This is a genomic window from Dyadobacter sp. CY343 (genome assembly GCF_021390335.1).
Lineage (GTDB): Bacteria > Bacteroidota > Bacteroidia > Cytophagales > Spirosomataceae > Dyadobacter.
On the sequence record NZ_JAJUXK010000001.1, the window covers coordinates 1,301,870 to 1,322,230 of the forward strand.

Here is a 20,361-nt window from a genome sequence, read left to right on the forward strand (position 1 = left end):
ATTGCACTCTAATATCCTGATAGCTAAATAATTGGGTTGTCCATAATTTTGTACAGGCAGCTGGTTAACGTCTTTCTGTATTCTTCGTATTATGCAAATTTATATTTGGTAACTCAAATTTATTCCAAAGCGAAGTCGACGTTCCGATTTTGCACTAAACCTAAATATCTGAAAAATATGCGACAAAAAGCTCTACTGAGTTTTGTCCTGGTACTTCTCTGGCTTGTTCCCGCAATGGCGCAAACCCGTGAAATTACCGGCAAAGTTACTGACGAAGCCGCAACGGAACTTCCCGGCGTGAGCATCGTCATCAAAGGTACCCAGCGTGGTACCGTCACCGACGCCAACGGTGTATATAAGCTGGCTATTCCTGACCAGGGCCCGGTCACGATTACTTTTTCATTTGTAGGTTACCAGAGCCAGGAAGTTTCCCCCACGGGACAATCGACCCTGGACGTTTCCATGAAGTCCGAAGACAATGCATTGTCAGAGGTAGTCGTGGTCGGTTATGGTACGCAAAGGAAAAAGGATCTGACCGGGGCCATTTCTTCAATTGGTTCCAAAGAAGTCGCAGGCAGGCAGACTATCCAGGTTTCCGAAGCATTGCAGGGTAGTATTGCCGGCGTTTCGGTTACACGCAGCAGCGGCGCACCGGGAGCCAGCTCCAACATTCTGATCCGGGGTATCACAACAATTGGTACTAATAATCCGCTCGTGATCGTCGACGGCGTGCCCGTAAGCAGCATTGATAATGTGAATCCCGGCGACGTGGAAAATATCACGGTATTAAAAGATGCGGCATCGGCAGCGATTTATGGTTCGAGGGGAGCTGCGGGAGTAATTTTGGTTACTACAAAAAGGGCGAAAAGCGGGCAGGGAAGCCTGGAATACACTTATGAATACGGTGTGCAGCGCGCTACCGCCATGCCGGAGTATGTGGGTGTGCAGGATTATATGCGGTATTTCAATGAACAGACTACCAACGATGGCGCCAGTACCGGCCCCTTTGCGCAGCCATTTATAGATTCTTATCTGGAAAATAACCGCGCAAATCCAGACGAATTTCCGAATACCGACTGGCAAAAAGCACTGATCACGCGCAAAAATGCGCCCCGCCAGCGCCACGATCTGGTATTCACAATGGGTACTGACAAGATCAAAACCAAGGCTTCGCTGGGTTACTCTAAATCCGGGGCTTTTTACGATAACAGATCTTTCGACCGCTATTTGTTCCGGGTCAATAACGATTTGCAGGTAAGTAAGAAAATCGCTGTTAACCTGGATGTTTTTTACAAAAGGACAGCTAACAAAGGCAACGCAAACGAGCTGCCGAGCAATGATTTCAACCCGATCTACGAAGGCCGGGTAATGCCGCCTATTTATGATGATGTGTATTCCGACGGTCGTGTGGCATTTGGTAAAGACGGGCGAAATCCGCTGGCCAAGGTGCGCGACGGCGGATTTACCAGGTCACTCGAAAATCAGATCGGAGGGCGGGTTTCTTTTAACTACAAACCGGTGGACGGTCTGACGGTAACTGCATTGGTAGCCCCTGTTTTTGATCTTGATAAAAATAAATACTTCTCCAAACAAATACGCTACACGAACCCGGACGGAACACCGAGCACGGTCGTGAACCAGGCGCGGACTATTTTGACCGAAGGCCGAACGGAGGGTTTAAGCATGAACGGACAGCTGCTCGCCAATTATGTGAAAGAGCTGAACGGCGGGCATACCATTGATATTCTTGCCGGATTTGAAGAAAACTACCGCTCGTTGGAAAACCTGACCGCGTCAAGAAGCGGCTTTGCACTGACCGATTTTCCATACCTCAATTCCGGCTCCACCGAGCTGCGCGACAATTCGGGTTTGGCAAATGAATCGGGGCTGCATTCTTTTTTCGGGAGATTGCAATACAATTACAAGAGCAAATATTTCATCCAGGGAAACCTGCGCTCGGACCTCTCTTCTCGTTTTGCAGCGGCTTATCGCCGCGCTGTTTATCCTTCTTTATCAGCCGGGTGGACAATTTCGGAGGAAAGCTTTTTGAAAAATAATACCTGGCTCTCTTTCCTGAAAGTGAGGGGCTCGTGGGGGGCGGCCGGAAATGAGCGGCTGCTAAATAAAGACAACAATCCAGCCTATTATCCTTACCTGGCAACCGTCGATTTCACAACTGCGCTATTTTACCAGAATGGAAGCGTGATACCACTTACCGGCGGCGGACAGCAGGTTTATGCGGTTGAAAACATTTCCTGGGAAACCAGCCAGACGCTCGATTTCGGGCTCGACGCCGCTTTCTTGAACGATCGCCTGACAGTTGCCGCAGATTATTACAAGAAAAATACGACCGATATTCTCCTCCCGCTCGACATTCCATTATACCTCGGTTACGACAAGCCCAACCAGAATGCAGGTACGCTCAATGTGCACGGCTGGGAGTTTGAAGCTTCTTGGCGCGACAAGATCAACAAGCTGGGCTATTCGGTGGCGGCTAATTTGTCCGACGCCAAATCCACAGTCGGCGACCTGCGCGGTACCGAATTCCGCGGCGACCAGATCATCCGGAACGGCAGCGAATACAACGAATGGTTCGGGTATTTGTCAAATGGTCTTTTTCAAAGCCAGGACGAGATTACCGGCGCCCCCGTGCTGAATGTAACTACCAAACCCGGCGACGTTCGGTACGTGGACGTGAACAAAGACGGCAAGATCACGACCGACGATAAAGTGCTGCTGGGCGGCGCGCTGCCGCGTTATCTGTACGGCGGTAACCTGCGCCTGGATTACGAAGGTTTCGATTTCGGGATCTCATTTCAGGGTGTTGGCAAGAAGCTTTCGCGGCTCAACAGTGATATTACCCAGCCTTTTGCAGAAGCATTTGGCAATATGCCTTCCGAAATGGTGGGTAAGTTTTGGAGTTTGAATAACGATGCTGCGCAAAATCTGCGGGCGACTTATCCACGTCTTTCACGGACTTCCAATGCAGCCAACTATGCGCTTTCGGATTACTGGCTGCTCAATGGCGGATATTTCCGGGTGAAAAATCTGACGTTGGGTTACACGTTGCCCCAAACTTTGTTGAAGCGGGCTGGCGTGCAGGGATTACGGCTTTACGTGTCTGCCAACGATGTGCTTTCATTCAGCAAATTCCCGAAATACGTCGATCCTGAATCGTCTACAAGCTACGCGTACCCGATCGTGACCACGCTGATGGCGGGCGCAACCATCCGATTTTAATTAACAGGAAAGCACTTATTCTCATGAAAAAAATAGCATTGACTTTTCTCGTGGCGGTGGGACTTTCAGCCTGCCACACGCTCGACCTTAACCCTTTGTCGGAAGCTTCGACCGGTACTTTTTACTCCAATCAAACTGAACTGGAATTGGCCGTGAACGACCTGTACCGCGCTACTTTCTGGTCGAACGACAACGAGCTTTTCAGCGACAATGAATGGCACCGCGGCCAGCTGACGAATGCAGTGATCGGCGGCACGATGAACGCGGACGACGCCGCTGTGCAGACTTTCTGGCTGAATGCATACAAAGCAATTGCCCGCGCCAATTCATTTCTGGCCAATAAAGACCGCGCGGCAGCTACTACGCCTGCGTCGATCATGACCCGGCTGGAAGCTGAAATGCGTCTGATCCGTGCCTACCAGTATTCCCGGCTGATCACCCATTTTGGCGACGTTCCGTTGCTCACCGAGCCGCTGGCGCTCGAAGCTTCCTATTCGGTACAGCGCACAGGGCGGGATGAAATTTTCACATTCGTGTTGGCCGAGCTGGATTTTGCAGCTACCAATTTACCCGAAAGCTACGCCGCCGCGGAAACGAAACGGTTGACGAAAGGGGCTGCTTTGGCGATCAAGGCGCGTACTGCTTTGTATCTGGGTAAATGGGATATTGCCCGCGACGCTTCGAAAGCCATCATGGAATCGGCAGCCGGATATAAGCTGCATCCAGGCTATTCGCAGCTTTTTACAAAAGCGGGAGAATCCAGCAGCGAACTGATCATCAGCATTCCCCGGGACGAGAGTCAGCAGGTTTTCGGTGCGGCGGCTTATGTGCAGGATAATATTTCAAGAAATGCAGGCGGCTTTGGCGCGCAGCTTCCTACGCGTGAGCTGATGGATGCTTACGAATGCATTGACGGAAAACCCATTGACGAATCGCCGCTTTACAATCCGCTGGCTCCGTTTAAAAACCGGGACCCACGGCTGACTGCCAGTATCGTCGAGTTCAATACGCAATGGCTTGGCTACAATTATACGCCTCATCCGGATTCCTTACTGGTATTTAGCGCAAAGGAAAACAGGAAGGTACAGAACAAGGATACCCGTGCAGTAGCTGCGTTCGCGAGTTTCACCGGGTTGTTATGGAAAAAAGGCATCGACCAGACCTGGGCCGACCGGCGCGTGGAAGACAACGATCTGATCATCGTGCGCTACGCCGAAATCCTGCTCACCTACGCGGAAGCGAAGATCGAGCTCAGTGAAATTGATGCTAGCGTGGCAGATGCGATCAACCAGGTTCGCGCGCGGGCTTATGGCGTGAGTGCGGCGGAAACAAAGTCTTACCCTGCCGTAACAGGTACCAATGCAAATGCATTGCGGCAGCTATTGCGGAGAGAAAGGCGCGTGGAGTTCCCACGTGAAGGCTTGCGCTACATGGACCTGATCCGCTGGCAGCTGGCTGAAAAGGTACTCACAAAACCAGTGATCGGCCTGCCTGATCCCGCCGCTCAAAATCGTGCGAAATGGCCATTTCCGGGCGTAACGCCGCTTGATGCTGACGGCATTCCTGATTATTCAGGATTCGGTACCGACGTGAAAGTGCTCGCGCAGCGGAGCTTTGACAAAAGCAGACAATACCTCTGGCCAATACCCGCTGTGGAGCGGCGCGTGAATACCAATGTGACGCAGAATCCAGGCTACTAATTTATTTTTCCTATTACCAATATTCCTTTTTTTTTAAGGGCTTAACAATCGTTTTTTAATGAAAAAGTATTCGCTTCTGACCCTGCTGGGGTGGCTGGTCCTGTGTGGCCAATTTGCAAAAGCGCAAACCCCAAACAAATCGTCTTTCAGTGGCATTTATCCTCATTTGGCCATGTACAACAAGGAGGGCGAATGCGGCACGGGCGCGGTGGTACCCTGGGCGGGAAAGCTTTGGGTGATTACTTACGGCCCGCATTTACCGTTTGGTTCTTCGGATAAATTGTATGAGGTGAGTGCAGATCTGAAACAAACTGTATTCCCGGGCAGTATCGGAGGTACCCCGGCCAACCGGATGATCCACTCGGAAAGCAAGCAGCTTTTTATCGGGCCTTACGCTATAGATGACAAATCGAAAGTGCGCGTGATCCCGTACAAAGCAATGCCCGGCAGGCACACCGGCAATGCGAGACATTTGACAGATCCAACCAAAAAAATCCTTTACGGGACAATGGAGGAGGGTTTTTATGAAGTTGATGTAGCCACGCTGAAACCGACCATGCTGTACGAAGATGGGAACATTGACCGTGCCAAAGCAGCGGACAAATCTACCTATCAGTTCAAAGGGTTGCTGCCCGGAACGCACGGAAAAGGGTTTTATTCCGGGCAGGGCGTGGCGGTTTATTCCAATAACGGCGAGCCCGGAAAGCGGGCGGAAATCGATTTTGATATTGAATCGGGTGTGCTCGCGGAATGGGACGGGAAAGACTGGAAAGTAGTTCGTCGCAACCAATTCGTGGAAGTAACGGGGCCCGGCGGCATTTACGGAAATAAAAATCCTGAAACCGACCCGATCTGGGCTACGGGCTGGGATCATAAGTCGGTGCTTTTGGGAGTTAGGGACAATAATAAATGGACTTTTTACCGCCTTCCAAAAGCCAGTCACTCGTACGACGGCGCACACGGCTGGAACACAGAGTGGCCGCGCATCCGCGACGTAGGTACTGCTGCCAAGTCCGATTACCTGATGACGATGCACGGAATGTTCTGGCAGTTTCCTGGAAAGTTTACTTCAAAAAATTCGGCAGGAATCCGTCCGCGCTCGTCGTACCTGAAAGTGATCGGCGATTATACGCGCTGGAATGACCAGCTGGTGTTTGGTTGTGATGATTCGGCACAACGCGAATTTTTGAACAAAAGAAAAGCAAAAGGCGTGATTGAAGGTCCCGGACAATCGAATTCAAATTTGTGGTTCACTTCACTAAATCTGCCCGATCAGCTTGGCCCGAATACGGCCGAGGGATCTGTGTGGCTGAAAGAATCTGTGAATGCGGGCGACGTTTCGGACCCTATGCTATTCGCCGGCTGGCCGCACAGGTCGGTTTGGATCCAGAATAACGGGGATACCGAGGTGAGTTTTGCATTGGAAGCTGATCGGCAGGGAAATGGTAGCTGGTCTGCATTAAAATCGGTTTCTATTAAGCCCAAATCTTCACAGCGTATTGATTTTACAAATGCCGAAAAAGGGGAGTGGGTGCGCATTAAGTCGGGCAAAGCGACAAATGTGTCGGCGCACTTTTACTATTCTACCGACGACAAACGTACCACCAGCCCGGATGCAATTTTCAATGGTTTAACACAGGCGACTACCGGCAAATCGACCGCCGGGCTTATTTACGGACTTGGCGACGACCGCCGCGCATTGGCGCTGGCTGCCAGAGACTATGAAGGCGGCAAGGCCAGAGAAGTAGGTTATTACGAGTTGGACGCGGATATGAAACTGGTTCGGAAAGAGGATCAGAAGACACTGGATTTTGTAAAAACGAAATTCGCTATCCCGCAGAAAGTGGTGACAGTGGATGCATCTTCGGTATTGGTTGTAGATGACAAAGGTCGCCGGTGGCGGCTACCCCTTGGAAACGAAGCCTTTACAGGGCTTACCGACCAGGCTGCATTGCGCATTTGCCGCGAAGTAGCGACCGAGCGCGACCTGTTCAATTGCCACGGTACCTTTTATGAACTGCCTGCTGAAAATGCAGACGGTTATGCCAAGATCAGGCCGGTTTCTTCTCATAATTTCCGGATCAACGATTATGCTTCCTACCGCGGGCTGCTCGTGATGACCGGACTTGACGCGGATAAAGCTGCTGCTAATAAGCACATTATCGTTTCAAATGATAAAAAAGCGGCGGTTTGGGCCGGAGCGATCGATGATCTCTGGAAACTGGGCAAACCTACCGGTCACGGCGGTCCGTGGAAAAACGCGAAGGTGAATGCAAACGAAGCCTCAGACCCGTACCTGATCGGATTTTATGATAAGAAGAAAATGACTTTGTCGCATAATGCAACTTCGGCAGTCACTTTCACGCTGGAAGCAGACCCGGTTGGAAATGGTCCCTGGATGGAATACAAGACTTTCACCGTAGAGCCGGGAAAATCGCTTGACTTTGAATTTCCAGCGGCTTTTGCAGCGAGATGGATCCGGTTCAAAACAGACAAGTCCTGCGAAGCGACCACTGAGCTGGTTTATCGTTAATTTTCCTTTTTGTGATCTTTAATTAACACCATATCTGAGGATGAAACTGAGTTGATATAATCAAATTTTAAATAGCGCCCGGTCGGGCAGGTAAAAAGTGTGCACGTGCACACTTTTTGTATTTTACGTAACTGCTATGTGAATAATAAAAGAACCTTTTAAGTGAATGTTAAAATAATATTCTTTAAAAGTTAAGTTTTAGAAAATTTTATTACTATTACCACCGGTTACACAAGAGATATCGCAATATAAAATAGCTATTCATGTAAAAATCAAAACTTCATCAGGGACAAGTTCGCGCGGGAGGGCCGGCATGTTCAAAAAGCAGCATGCATGATTTACTTATTCTAAACTCTTACACGATTTTTAGTTAACAGCACAATAATGTCAACTATGCGAAATCAATACAAATTTTTAATCAGGCTTTCCCTTTTTGCGACGCTTTCGCTGGCAAACGGATTGGAAAGCGCTGTCGCCTTTTCACCCGATCACAATGTGAGAAAACGGGCCGGATTGGCAGAATATACGGTTACGGGGAAAGTCGTTTCCAGTGAAAATGAAGCTTTGCCGGGGGTTAGTATTGTAGAAAAGGGGACCAACAAAGGAACCACGACAGATATTGACGGCGCATTCACCATTAACCTGACAAATCCGGGCACCACGCTCATTTTCAGCTTTATCGGATATGCAACCAAAGAAGTGGTTGTGGACACCGCCACCAATCTGGATATCGTCCTCGAATCGGATGCAAAAGGTTTGGACGAGGTGGTGGTAGTGGGGTATTCGGCCAAAAAGGCGCGGTACCTGTCTAGTTCGGTTTCGACGATCAGCAGCCAGAAGCTGCGCGATGTGACTTCCAACGAACTGCCCAACCTGTTGCAGGGTAAGGCACCGGGGGTTGTGGTTTCCACGAATTCGGGAGATCCTACCAGTCCGGCCAGGGTCGTGATCCGCGGATCCGGTACGATTTCAGCAAACAGCTCGCCGCTTTACGTGGTCGACGGTAATATTGATGGTAGTTATAATCCGGTCGACGTGGAAAGCGTAACGGTACTGAAAGATGTGGCAGCGACCGGTTTGTACGGTTCACGCGCGGCAAACGGCGTTATTATCGTCAATACCAAAATGGGTAAGGCGGGTAAAACGGAGATCAATTTCAACAATACATTCGGCTGGGCCAAGGCGACAACTGGTAATTTTCGCCTGATGGATTCCCAGGAACTGTTTGATTTTCACAGCACTTTCAATCCGAGGAACGAATCCGTGTTGCGGACCAATACCAACTGGTGGAACGAAGCTTTCCGTACCGCATTTGTGAACAACCACAACGTTTCTATCTCTGGTGGTTCGGACAAAACGACCTTCTACGTTTCGGGTAACTACTACAAAGAGCAGGGAACGGTGGTTGAGAACGATAAAACCGGCTTCAACTTCCGCACCAACCTGAAATCGCAGCTGACCAACAAACTGGCGGCGGCGGTACTTTTCAATGCGCAATACACGAGGGATAACTATCAGAACAGTAATACTTTGTACGATGCTTATACCAACCTTCCGTATGATCCGGCTTATGATAACGGCGTACCTACCGACGGTCGCTCTTATCCAAACTGGCTCGGCCGCGACCGTGAGAACTTTCTGCATTCGATCCAGTACAATTTCGCGAATGCAAGAAGCTTGAGAACCAGCCTGGATGTGAACCTTGATTACGACCTCACGGACAAGATCACGCTTTCCAGCTATAACAGGGCCAATTTCGGAAACGGATCGGGCGCTACTTATTATGACCGCCGGACCAAGCAGGGCGGGGCAAATGGTGGAGAACTTTACAATAACAATAACAATAATTACCGCCTGCTGACTTCCAACCGGATCCGGTATTCAGAGGAATTCGGTAAGCACAGCCTGACTTTGCTGAGCGTTGCGGAAGCAGAAACTTCTTTCAACGAATTCAATACAACTTCAGGTAAAGGGTTACCGGCTGGGCAGGACGTTTTGTCGGTTGCGACAGATATTCTCGTTTCGCCGACCAGCTACAATGAGCAGGTTGCATTCCGCAAATTCCTCGGCCAGGCTGACTACAATTATGACAACCGGTACTTCCTGGTCGGTTCGCTCGTGAATGAATTTTCTTCTTTGTTCGGGAAAAATAATTCGACGGCCAACTTCTTCCAGCTGGGTGCTTCCTGGGTATTGAGTAATGAGGAATTTTTGAAAAACAATAAGGTATTGACTTTTGCAAAATTACGTTTGAGTCACGGAACAGTAGGAAATGCCGCTATTCCGAATTTCGCGTCACTGGGCTTGTACACGATTTCACAGTCGGCCAGTTATGCAGGTGTGCCGGGTGCGCAGCCTTTTCAGAAAGGAAATCCTGACCTGACGTGGGAAAAGATCCGCGCTTCGAACCTTGGATTTGATATCAGTTTGTGGAACCGGGTCGATCTGGCCGTGGATATCTACAACAAAAAATCGGAAGATCTGCTTTACCAGCGACCATTGACGGCGACTACGGGTTACAGTTATGTTTGGGTAAATGCAGGTTCTGTCCGCAACCGCGGGGTTGAATTCAGCCTTACTTCGAATAATATCACAGGAAAGCAGCTGACGTGGGAGACCAATTTCAATATGGCCTTCAACCGCAACAAGATCCTTGAACTCAGCGGCGGCGCAGCCACTTTCCGTCCTGGTAACCGCCTGCCGCTTGCAGCCGGCCACGATATGGGTGAATTCAATATGCCGGTCTGGGCAGGTGTGAATCCTGAAAACGGCGATCCGCAGTGGGAAAAGCTCGTGACTGATGCAAATGGAAATGTGACCAAGGAGCTCACAAATGCTTACAGCACAGTTCAAACCGCACAGTCCCGGCAGTTTACAGGTAAATCTACCAACCCTGATTTTACAGGTGGATTGACCAACACGTTGGGTTACAAAGGGTTTACACTCTCTGCATTCTTCAATTTCGTGTCTGGTAACTGGGTTTACAATGAAAGCCGCGTTTATTTTGATAACGACGGTTTGTACGAAAGCTACAACCAGATGGTACTGCCGAGTCAATATTCCCGCTGGGAGAAGCCGGGCGATATTGCCACGCACCCGAAGCCGATCGTGGGCGGTAACAAGGATTCCAACCAGTCTTCGACGCGGTACCTGGAAAACGGAAGTTACATCCGCCTTCGTAACGTGCGCCTGGGCTATAATATCCCGGTGAATACCATCAAGCGCATTGGATTTGCACGCGCCAATATCTTCGTGAGTGCGGATAACCTTTGGACAGGAACCAAGTTCACAGGTCCGGATCCGGAGGCTTCTTTCTCATTTGAGGATACCCCGGGTGCTTCGAGTATCAAATATCCGATCAGCAGAAAATTGCTTTTTGGTGTCAATTTCACATTGTAATAGCTCAGCCACTATGAAATTCATAAAATCAAAACTGGTATTGGCACTTGGATTGGTGTCGATGCTGTCCTGCGAACAATATTTCGATCCTACTACCAATATCGATGAAACGACTGCGCTCGCGAGCGAGTCGGACGTGCAGACTGTGACGATCGGGACCTACGCGTTTCTGAACAAATCACCTTATGTGTACACGGGCCACATTATGATGGAGTACCCGAGCGATGAGATCGCCCAGGGGCAGATATCGGGTAATGATTTCACGCGGATTTACAGATATACCCACATCAATACTTCATCCCATGCGACAGCCTATTGGAGCCAGTGCTACAAGATCATCGCGGCGACGAATAAGGTGATTAGTTTTGTTGCAAATGACGCTTCTGCCGAGTTGAAACAACTGAAAGGGGAGAACCTATACCTGCGTGCGATGGCGCATTTCAATATGGTGCGGATGTTTGGCAGGCCTTACCCTCAGAATGAAGGTAACAACCCGGGTGTGCCGATTCTGCGCGACGGACTGAGCGACAGTGAAGCGACTGCATTGCCGCGTTCGTCGGTGAAGGAAGTTTACGATTTCGTGATCGCCGACCTGCTCGCCGCAGCCGACCTCATGACAGTGAAAAAGACGAATATCTACGCTTCCAAAGAAGTGGCTTATGCGCTGCTGGCGAAGGTGTATTTGTTTAAAGGTGATAATCAGAATGCATTGAAATACGCAAACCTGGTGATCGATAGCGGCAGATATACGCTGCTTTCTTCTTCCAACTACCCTAACTATTTCAAGCTGGTACCGGAAAACAATACAGAAACGATATTCGCTGTTCGCCACACGAGTGTGCAGATTGCGGAGATCAGCAGTATGTACATCAGTTCTGATCGTTCGGGTGCGCCACTTGCGCAGGGTGTGAGCGGCTGGGCGGAATTGTATGCTTCGCAAAAGTATATCGACTTCCTGGGCAAGCACCCGGAAGACCTGCGGAAATCGTTTGTGACACCTTATGTACTAAACGGAGAGTTGCAGACGAACAAAAAGCTGACACCTGCTACGCCGATGTATTATATCAACAAATACACTTTGCAGGATAATGTAATCAATGCCTCGTCGCCGGTGTACCTGCGCCTTGCCGATATGTACCTGGTACGTGCGGAGGCAAATGCAAAACTGAACAATACCGCCGCCGCCCTGGCCGACGTGAACCTGATCCGTACCCGCGCCGGGCTGACCGGAGCTGCGTTATATACTGCTGGAAATCTGGCTGGAAAAACGGTACTGGACGTGGTGCTGGAAGAGCGTTTCCTGGAACTTGCGTTTGAAGGTCACCGCATTTACGACCTCTTCCGCAACAACCGCCCGATGGTACGAAACTATCCCGGCACGCATTCGCAAAACAATACACCGACCACGAATGTGAACCAGACGATATTGCCGACCGACCCGCGGGTAGTGTTCTTTATCCCTCAAAACGAAGTGGACCAGAACAAAAACCTGGTGCAAAACCCATAATATATTCGGTTTAAGTTGATCGGACAGCAGGTAGGGTTTTTCCTATCTGCTGTTTTGTTTTTGGGATAAATTGCTGCCTTACTGTATGGCAGGCATTTTCTCATTGATAAAGATTTCCAGCGGTAACCCTAGGTGTTTGTGAAGGTTATGAATTTGCTGTAAGGTAAAGTACCGCTTCCGGTTAAGTATCTCAGACACGCGTGACTTTGGACCTATGTACTGTTCCAGATCTTTATTTTTCCAGCCATTTTCTTCCATCAGATATTTAATTGCGTCAATCGGATCCGGATATAGTATGGCATGGTGCGTTTGTTCATAGGCATGCACCAATGTGCTCAAAACATCCAGCTCATCATCCAGTTCAGAAAAAGGAGGAGGATTTAGGATAAGTAATGCGTCGATGCGATTAAGGGCATTCCGGTAGTCTAATGCAGTTTTTAAGGGGGTTACTGGTACAGTGCTCATGAATGCTAAATTTTTGGTTGGTTGGAAGAATAGCGTGATTTACACGCTCAGGGCGTTTTACTGTCATATTCCGAATATATACCGATCTATATTTAGCAACGAATTTTAATTTTCAAAGTAAAAAATATCCGAATTTTTCCCCAGACTTTGTCTAATCCCGGATTTCCGGTTGTCATTGGTTTTTAAACGTTAAAATCTAATACAAAATGGAAGCAAGATTGAATCTTCAGGAAAAAGGAAAAAATGCATTGAAAGCGCTTTTCGGTATGGGAGGCTATCTTCACAAATCTGCGATCGAGCTGCCTTTGCGCGAGCTGGTCGTATTTCGGGTGTCGCAGATCAACCAGTGCGCATACTGTCTTGATATGCATTACAAAGATTCCCGCGCAAAAGGGGAGACTGAACAGCGCCTGTACGGCCTGAGCGCGTGGCGCGAGGCACCGTATTACACCGACCGCGAAAGAGCCGCATTTGCGTGGGCGGAAGCAGTGACTAAATGCGAGGTGCCGGATGCGGTTTACCAACAAGTAAAGCAGCAGTTTTCAGACGAGGAACTGATCGATCTGACGATGGTAGTAACGAATATCAATACCTGGAACCGCCTGAATATTTCGTTTCCGGGAGAAGTTGGTAGTTATCAGGTAGGTCAGTTTGGTTGATATTGCAGATAGCGCAACTATTAGAAAAGTCAATTTATTTAAATACTATAATCACAAGAAGATGAACGAATTCCTGATAGCGATCCATCGTGACCTGAAAAGCAAAGACGCAAGTCCGTCGCCCGAACAAATGCAGGCTTCTATCAAACCTTTCCAGGACTGGATCGGCAGCATCGCAGCTCAAAACAAGCTGGTAGCCCCACCAAAGCGCTGGGACCTCGACGGTAGGGTTGTGAAAAAAGACAATACCGTGCTGAACGGACCTTTCGCAGAGATTAAAGAATCGATCGGCGGCCTGTTCTTCATTCGCGCCGAAAACTACGATGACGCCGTAGAAATTGCCAAAGGCTGCCCGGTATTAGAGTGGGGCGCGTCGGTAGAGGTTAGAATGGTGGTGGGTTAACATGCTCCTCCCGCACCTTTTCCGCACAGAGTACCGCAACATTGTTGGGGTGCTCTGTTATTTGTTTGGTATCGAGCATGTTGAGGTCGCCGAAGATATTGTTAGTGACACTTTTTTGTCGGCTACCGAGCATTGGGGAATGAATGGGGTTCCAGAAAATCCGGTTGCCTGGCTGTATACGGTAGCGAAGAACAAGACAAAAAATCACCTGAAACGCAATTCGCTTTTTGAGAAAAAACTGGCTGCGGAGATCAGGTATACTGCTGAAACTTTTGAGGAGATCGAGATTGATCTGTCGACCAAGAATATTGCGGATAGTCAGCTGGCGATGATCTTTGCGGTTTGTAATCCGGCTATTTCTGCGGAATCTCAGATTTCGCTTGCATTGAACTTGCTTTGCGGATTCGGTGTGCAGGAGATTGCCGATGCGTTTTTGACGAACAAAACGGTCGTTTATAAAAGACTTGAACGCGCCAAACAAAAGCTGAAAGAAGCGAATATCCGCATCGAGCAGCCGACACTTTCGGAGATCAACAGCAGGCTGGAAACGGTACTCACGACTTTGTACCTGCTTTTTTCCGAAGGTTATTATTCCCAAAGTCAGAATACAACTTTGCGGAAAGACCTCTGCGCTGAGGCAATGCGGCTCACTTCCCTGCTACTTGACAATCCCACTACCAATACGCCTGCCGCGAATGCATTGCTTTCGCTCATGTGCTTTCACTCCTCGCGTTTCGACGCCCGGCTGGATGAAAGCGGCGAGATTGTTTTGTATGAAGATCAGGACGAAACCCGCTGGAATCAGGAGCTGATCGTGCTCGGGAAGGATTTTCTGATCAAAGCTTCCACCGGAAGTGAAGTGTCAAAATATCACCTGGAAGCTGGAATCGCATTTTGGCACACTCAAAAAGAAGATACGCAGCATAAATGGGAAAGTATTCTCCAACTATACAACAACCTGCTAATCCTCGAATATTCACCGATCGCCGCATTGAACCGGACATTTGCGGTAAGCAAAAGTCGGGGGAAGGAACAGGCGATTACGGAGGCGGAAAAACTGCAACTGACAGATAATCATTTCTATTTTTCACTGCTCGGGCATTTGTATTCCGGACTGGATAATGAAAGAGCGTTGCAGCATTTTGAATCAGCGCTCGCTCTGGCGGCTACCGACTCTGAGAAGTCACTGATCCGGAGAAATATGGAGCGGGTTAGCGCACCGCCCATCTGATCAAACTATTAAAGTATATGTTAAAGGCTTAAAATCAGGGTAACGGCCGCACCGCTGGCTGGTAACTGTATACCGAATAGGGTAGGATCAGACCTGCAACCCATCTTGAAATAAGGCAGGCTACTACGATCGGTACAAAAAGCACGTAGCTGTCGGCGATGGCGCAGGCCAGAAAAATAGCTGTAAACGGGGCGTGAATGCTTCCGCTCAATACAGCTGCCATTCCAATCACTACAAAATTGATCGGGATCAGTCCCAGGTGAAAGTACATGTTGAGAATGTGGCTTACAATCAGGCCCAGAAATGCACCTATAAAAAGGCTGGGCGCAAAAACGCCGCCATCACCGCCCGCGCCGAGCGTCACCGAAGTAGCGACGGGTTTGAGTAACATCACGATCAGCAGCGGGAGTATTAGGGTGAGCGAAGTGAGATTAGTGGTCGCAATTGCCGTTTTGATTCCCGCATACCCTTCTCCATACAATCCGGGAAACATAAAAACGAGCGCCGAGATTGACAGCGAGCCTACTGCAATTTTGACCATATCATTTTTAAAAGAACCGAAAAGCTTCTTGAAGAACAATACACATTTGGTAAGGTACACCGCATTCAATCCCGCCAGAACAGCAAGCAAAACCATATAAGGAAGCGCCTGAATATGCCAGGCTTTGATATTGAACTGGAATAGGGGTTTGTAAAATAAAAAGTGCGTGATCAGCCAGGAAGTGACGATTGCAGTGACTACACTGACGTGGTGCAGCTTACTCCGGCGTTTCGTGAAAACCTCAAATGCGAACAGGAAACCGGCAAGCGGTGCATTGAAAAGTGCGGTAAGTCCGGCTGCGAGGCCCGAGCAGATCAGGTCCGTGCGGTACTTTTTCAAGAAGCTCGCCTTCCGCGACGACAAGGCGCCGATCGCCGCTGTGGAAACGACCGTGGATACTTCAATGCCCGTGGAACCTCCAAAAACAACAGTTAGCAAACCATTGAAATAATGCGACGGAATTTTGTAAGCCGGCAGCATGTGCGCGTCTTTGTTGATCGTGTCCATCACTTCTTTGATCCCTTTGTTGGCTTTATTCCGGAACAAAAAGTGCCTCAGCACGTAAATTGTTGCCAGACCGATAAAAGGAAGTATGAAAATCAGGTAAGGTCTGTGGTGAATGCTTTCGATAAAAAGCTCTTCGTAGTGTTCAGTGGCGACTTTTAGCGTGTCGGCGATCAGTGCAGATAATACGCCCGTGATGGAAGCGGCAAAGAGAACGGCTGCGACGCGCCGCGATTTTTTGATCTGGTAAGAATGTAAAGTCATGATTAATTAACTGGCTACCGGTAGCGACGGTTCCAGATCTTGTACCAGTTTTTGTTTTTTGGGTAGTGGCGGTTCGTCGCCAGGTTATTGACAAGCAGCGCCACAAGCAGTAAAATCAGCACGCCCGTGAGTACCGGGCTGAGTACATATTCATATCCCAAACTTTTGATTTTGTCTGAACCAATATTGGCGATCAGGGCAGTTGCGCCTCCCGGCGGGTGCAGCGTGCGGGTGATCTGCATCAATACAATAGATATGGAAACGGCGAATGCAGAAGCCAGCCAGATATTCCCGGGAACGAGCTTATGCACGGTCACACCCACGATAGCACACACAAGATGGCCGCCGATCAGGTTGCGCGGCTGTGCAAGCGGGCTGTTCACAATCCCATAAATAAGTACCGAAGAAGCGCCGAACGAGCCGATCAGGAATACGCTGTCGGAGGCTGAAAACATGTTGTTATTGACGAAACCGATCAGCGCAATGCCTGCAAAAGATCCTAAAAATGTCCAGAAATGGTCTTTGTAATCGACCAGCGTTTCCTTATAAATCACATAACGCGCCATGCGCATGTGCCTTCTGATTCTCTTTCTCAATGTATGCTGAATTGAACCGCAAATTAACAACTTTTTACGAGCGGCAGAATGCGGCAGTCGGGATTCGCGTGGTATTATCTTATCATTAACACTAAGTATCGAACCTGAAAAACGTGCTTTCTTTGGTAGTCCATAACCAAAACCACTGACATGGATTCAAGAAGAGAGTTTTTGAAAAAAGCCGCTTTGTTGTCCGGCAGCGCAGGTATGATGGCGTTTCTGCCAGAGTCTGTTCAGCGCGCAATGGCGATCAGTCCCGACCCCGGCACTACTTATCTAGATGCCGAGCATGTGGTGATATTGATGCAGGAAAACCGTTCATTCGACCACACTTATGGGCGGTTGCAGGGTGTAAGGGGGTTTAACGATCCGCGTGCGATTTCGTTGCCGAACAAGAATAAGGTGTGGCTGCAAACGGATAACAAAGGGGATACTTATGCTCCTTTTCACCTCGATATCAAGAACACGAAAGCTACCTGGATGCACGATCTGCCGCATTCCCGGGAGTCGCAGGTGGATGCTTACAATGGGGGTAAATATGATAAATGGCTGGCATCGAAGCGGTCGAGCCACAAGGAATACTCGGATATGCCGCTCACACTCGGCTATTATGACCGGGAAGATCTGCCTTTTTATTACGCATTAGCCGATGCCTTCACCATCTGCGACCAGAATTTCTGTTCTTCAATGACGCCTACACACCCCAATCGCTATTATTTGTGGTCGGGTACTATCAGAGAAGAACCCAGTATTGACTCGCTGGCGGTGGTTCGTAACAGTTATTTTTCTATTAACAAACCCGTGAAATGGAAAACGTTTCCCGAGCGGATGGAGGAAGCCGGTGTACCGTGGAAATTTTATCAGAATGAGGTTGGTGCAATTATGCAGTTTCACCCGGGGCTGGGCTCGTGGCTTAGTAATTTCGGTTGCAATCCGCTGGAAAGATATGCGCAATACCACGTAAAATCATCGGCAGACTATATCCGCTACGCAAAGGCGGAAGTGGAGAAGCTGAAAGGTGAAATGCCGGGAATGAAAGAAAAGCTGGCGGCTGCAACAGGAGATGAAAAAACGAATCTTACCAAGAGCTTTGACAACAAAGTCGCATTGGTAGAAAAGTACGAAGCGGACCTGGCGCAATACAGTGAGGAAAACCTTAAAAAGCTGTCGGTTACCGACCGCAGCCTGCACGAGCGCGCATTCGTATCGAACCGGAATGATCCCGATTATCTCAAACTCAGCACGGTTACTTATGAGGAAAACGGAGAGAAAAAGACTGTCCAGGTTCCGAAAAGCGATATTTTCTATCAGTTCAGAAAAGATGTAAATGAAGGGAAACTGCCGGCGGTATCTTATCTGGCCGCGCCGCAAAACTTCTCGGATCATCCGTCTGCGCCCTGGTATGGTGCGTGGTACGTGTCGGAAACGCTAGATATCCTGACCAAAAATCCGGAGGTCTGGAAGAAGACGATCTTTATTTTGTGTTATGATGAAAATGATGGCTACTACGACCATATTCCGCCATTTTCCATTCCCAATCCATTCAAACCCGATTCAGGAAAAGTGTCCGAAGGCATTGATATCAAGGCCGAATACGTGACGCTCGACCAGGATCTTTCGCAGGTACCGAAAGGCAATGCGCGGGAAGGCGCGATTGGGTTGGGTTTCCGCGTTCCGCTGGTAGTAGCATCGCCATGGTCGCGCGGGGGCAAGGTTTGTTCCCAGGTTTTTGACCACACTTCCATTATTCAGTTTCTGGAAGAATTCACGAGCCACAAGTCGAAAAAGACGGTGAAGGAAACCAATATTTCGGAATGGAGGCGGACGATCTGCGGCAATATCAGTTCTGTTTTCCAGCCTTTCGATGCATCTGCTTACAAGAAACCGAAGCCTGTCAACCGTGATGAATTCGTGACTTCCATCCACCAGGCGCAGTTCCGCAATGCACCTTCCAATTTCAAGGCGCTGTCTGCGAGTGAAGTCAGCGACATTAATAAAAACGCACTGCAATCGGCGCATTTGCCTAAACAGGAACCCGGTACGCGCCGCTCCTGCGCGATTCCCTACGAGTTGTATGCCGAAGGTAGTTTTTCAAAAGATAAAACCGCATTCGAGATCAGTCTGAACGCTGGAAAGAAAGCATTTGGTGAAAAATCAGCCGGCGCGCCATTTATTATTTATGCAATGAATACTTACCAGGGTGAAGCGTTGCGCGTCTGGAATTTTGCTGTGAGAGCGGGGGATACTTTGACACAAAGTTTTAAAATCGCCGATTTTGACGGTGGAAAATATCATTTGCGCGTGTACGGACCAAATGGGTTCTACCGCGAATTTGCAGGCGATAAAGGCGAGGATATCGATATTGCCTGCACCTATATCAATGACAAGTCAGGAAAGCCAAATGGCGACCTGCAATTTACGGTCTACAACCGTAGCGCAAATGCATTGCAGGTTTCGGTCGTCGATCACGCGTACGGCGACCAGCCCCTGGAACTGAAAGTTTCGGCGGGCGGAAAGTCGGTTGCTGTCAAAACTTTGCGAAAAAGTCACAATTGGTACGATCTGAGCATTAGAACCGGTAAATCAGATAGCATTAAACGATACGCCGGGCACGTCGAGAACGGGAAAGAAAGCAGCACGGATCCGTTAATGGGCGGAGGGAGTGTCTGAAAGCTTGGCTAATTTTCCAGGTTGGGTACGTCGGATTATATAGTGCCGCTACGGGGTCTCCTAAATAATTAGACATCGACCATTTTAATACAGGGGGCTCCGCTGGAGCCACATTTATTTCTGGATAACATAATTCTAGAAACAGGGGGCTCCGCCGGAGCCACGTTTATTTCTGGATAACATAATTCTAGAAACAGGAGGCTCCGCCGGAGCCACGTTTATCTCGCGAAACGTATTTCTAGAAATAGGGGGCTCCGCTGGAGCCACGTTAACCTTGCGAAACGTATTTCTAGAAACGGGGGCTCCGCTGGAGCCGCGTTTATCTTGCGAAACGTATTTCTAGAAACAGGGGGCTCCTCAGGAGCCACATTTATCTCGGGATAACGTATTTCTAGAAACAGGGGGGCTCCACTGGAGCCGAGTTTATCTCTGGATAACATATTTCTAGAAATAGAGGGCTCCGCCGGAGCCACGTTTATCTGGGGATAACATATTTCTAGAAACAGGAGGCTCCGCTGGAGCCACGTTAACCTTGCGAAACGTATTTGTAGAAACGGGGGCTCCGCTGGAGCCGCGTTTATCTTGCGAAACGTATTTCTAGAAACAGGAGGCTCCGCCGGAGCCACGTTTATCTTGCGAAACATATCTA

The 20,361-nt window shown here is 49.0% G+C and carries 12 protein-coding genes; 9 read left to right on the forward strand and 3 right to left on the reverse strand.

The genetic code is table 11. The features are described 5' to 3' along the window. The first annotated feature begins 177 nt into the window (after positions 1-177). The 5 genes from LZG94_RS05380 (at position 178) to LZG94_RS05400 (ending at position 12,379) form a co-directional block, all read left to right on the forward strand. Positions 178-3,240: a TonB-dependent receptor gene (locus tag LZG94_RS05380; RefSeq protein ID WP_233790903.1), complete on the forward strand. Its 3,063-nt coding sequence runs from the start codon at positions 178-180 to the stop codon at positions 3,238-3,240. A gap of 23 nt (positions 3,241-3,263) precedes the next feature. After that, positions 3,264-4,940, forward strand: coding sequence for a RagB/SusD family nutrient uptake outer membrane protein (locus LZG94_RS05385; protein ID WP_233790904.1), 1,677 nt, complete (start codon positions 3,264-3,266; stop codon positions 4,938-4,940). A gap of 58 nt (positions 4,941-4,998) precedes the next feature. After that, the gene (locus LZG94_RS05390; RefSeq protein WP_233790905.1) at positions 4,999-7,473 is read left to right on the forward strand and encodes a hypothetical protein; all 2,475 of its coding nucleotides are present in this window, start codon (positions 4,999-5,001) and stop codon (positions 7,471-7,473) included. A 384-nt stretch (positions 7,474-7,857) separates the two neighbouring features. Continuing rightward, positions 7,858-10,872, forward strand: coding sequence for a SusC/RagA family TonB-linked outer membrane protein (locus LZG94_RS05395; protein WP_233790906.1), 3,015 nt, complete (start codon positions 7,858-7,860; stop codon positions 10,870-10,872). Positions 10,873-10,885: 13 nt separating this feature from the next. Next, positions 10,886-12,379, forward strand: coding sequence for a RagB/SusD family nutrient uptake outer membrane protein (locus LZG94_RS05400; protein ID WP_233790907.1), 1,494 nt, complete (start codon positions 10,886-10,888; stop codon positions 12,377-12,379). Between the two features lie 78 nt (positions 12,380-12,457). Here LZG94_RS05400 and LZG94_RS05405 read toward each other — a convergent pair whose 3' ends face one another. Then, complete coding sequence (locus LZG94_RS05405) at positions 12,458-12,844, reverse strand: type II toxin-antitoxin system HigA family antitoxin (RefSeq protein ID WP_233790908.1); 387 nt, start codon at positions 12,842-12,844, stop codon at positions 12,458-12,460. A 206-nt stretch (positions 12,845-13,050) separates the two neighbouring features. On the opposite strand from LZG94_RS05405, the gene LZG94_RS05410 reads away from it, so the two are divergent. From LZG94_RS05410 to LZG94_RS05420, 3 genes are all read left to right on the forward strand, one after another. Next, positions 13,051-13,503, forward strand: coding sequence for a carboxymuconolactone decarboxylase family protein (locus LZG94_RS05410; protein ID WP_233790909.1), 453 nt, complete (start codon positions 13,051-13,053; stop codon positions 13,501-13,503). Between the two features lie 61 nt (positions 13,504-13,564). Then, positions 13,565-13,906: a YciI family protein gene (locus tag LZG94_RS05415; protein WP_233790910.1), complete on the forward strand. Its 342-nt coding sequence runs from the start codon at positions 13,565-13,567 to the stop codon at positions 13,904-13,906. A 1-nt stretch (position 13,907) separates the two neighbouring features. Further along, positions 13,908-15,137 carry an RNA polymerase sigma factor gene (locus LZG94_RS05420; RefSeq protein WP_233790911.1) on the forward strand — a complete coding sequence of 410 codons (1,230 nt, stop codon included), beginning with the start codon at positions 13,908-13,910 and terminating at the stop codon, positions 15,135-15,137. Between the two features lie 34 nt (positions 15,138-15,171). Here the strand turns inward: LZG94_RS05420 and LZG94_RS05425 are convergent, their stop codons facing one another. Then, a complete protein-coding gene (locus LZG94_RS05425) occupies positions 15,172-16,446 on the reverse strand; it encodes a chloride channel protein (RefSeq protein WP_233790912.1) in 1,275 nt (424 codons plus the stop codon). Between the two features lie 14 nt (positions 16,447-16,460). Continuing rightward, on the reverse strand, positions 16,461-17,012 hold the full coding sequence (locus LZG94_RS05430; protein WP_215235587.1) for an HPP family protein: 552 nt from the start codon (positions 17,010-17,012) through the stop codon (positions 16,461-16,463). A 180-nt stretch (positions 17,013-17,192) separates the two neighbouring features. Here LZG94_RS05430 and LZG94_RS05435 point away from each other — a divergent pair, with 180 nt between their 5' ends. Beyond that, a complete protein-coding gene (locus LZG94_RS05435) occupies positions 17,193-19,712 on the forward strand; it encodes a phosphocholine-specific phospholipase C (RefSeq protein WP_233790913.1) in 2,520 nt (839 codons plus the stop codon). The last annotated feature ends 649 nt before the right edge of the window (positions 19,713-20,361 follow it).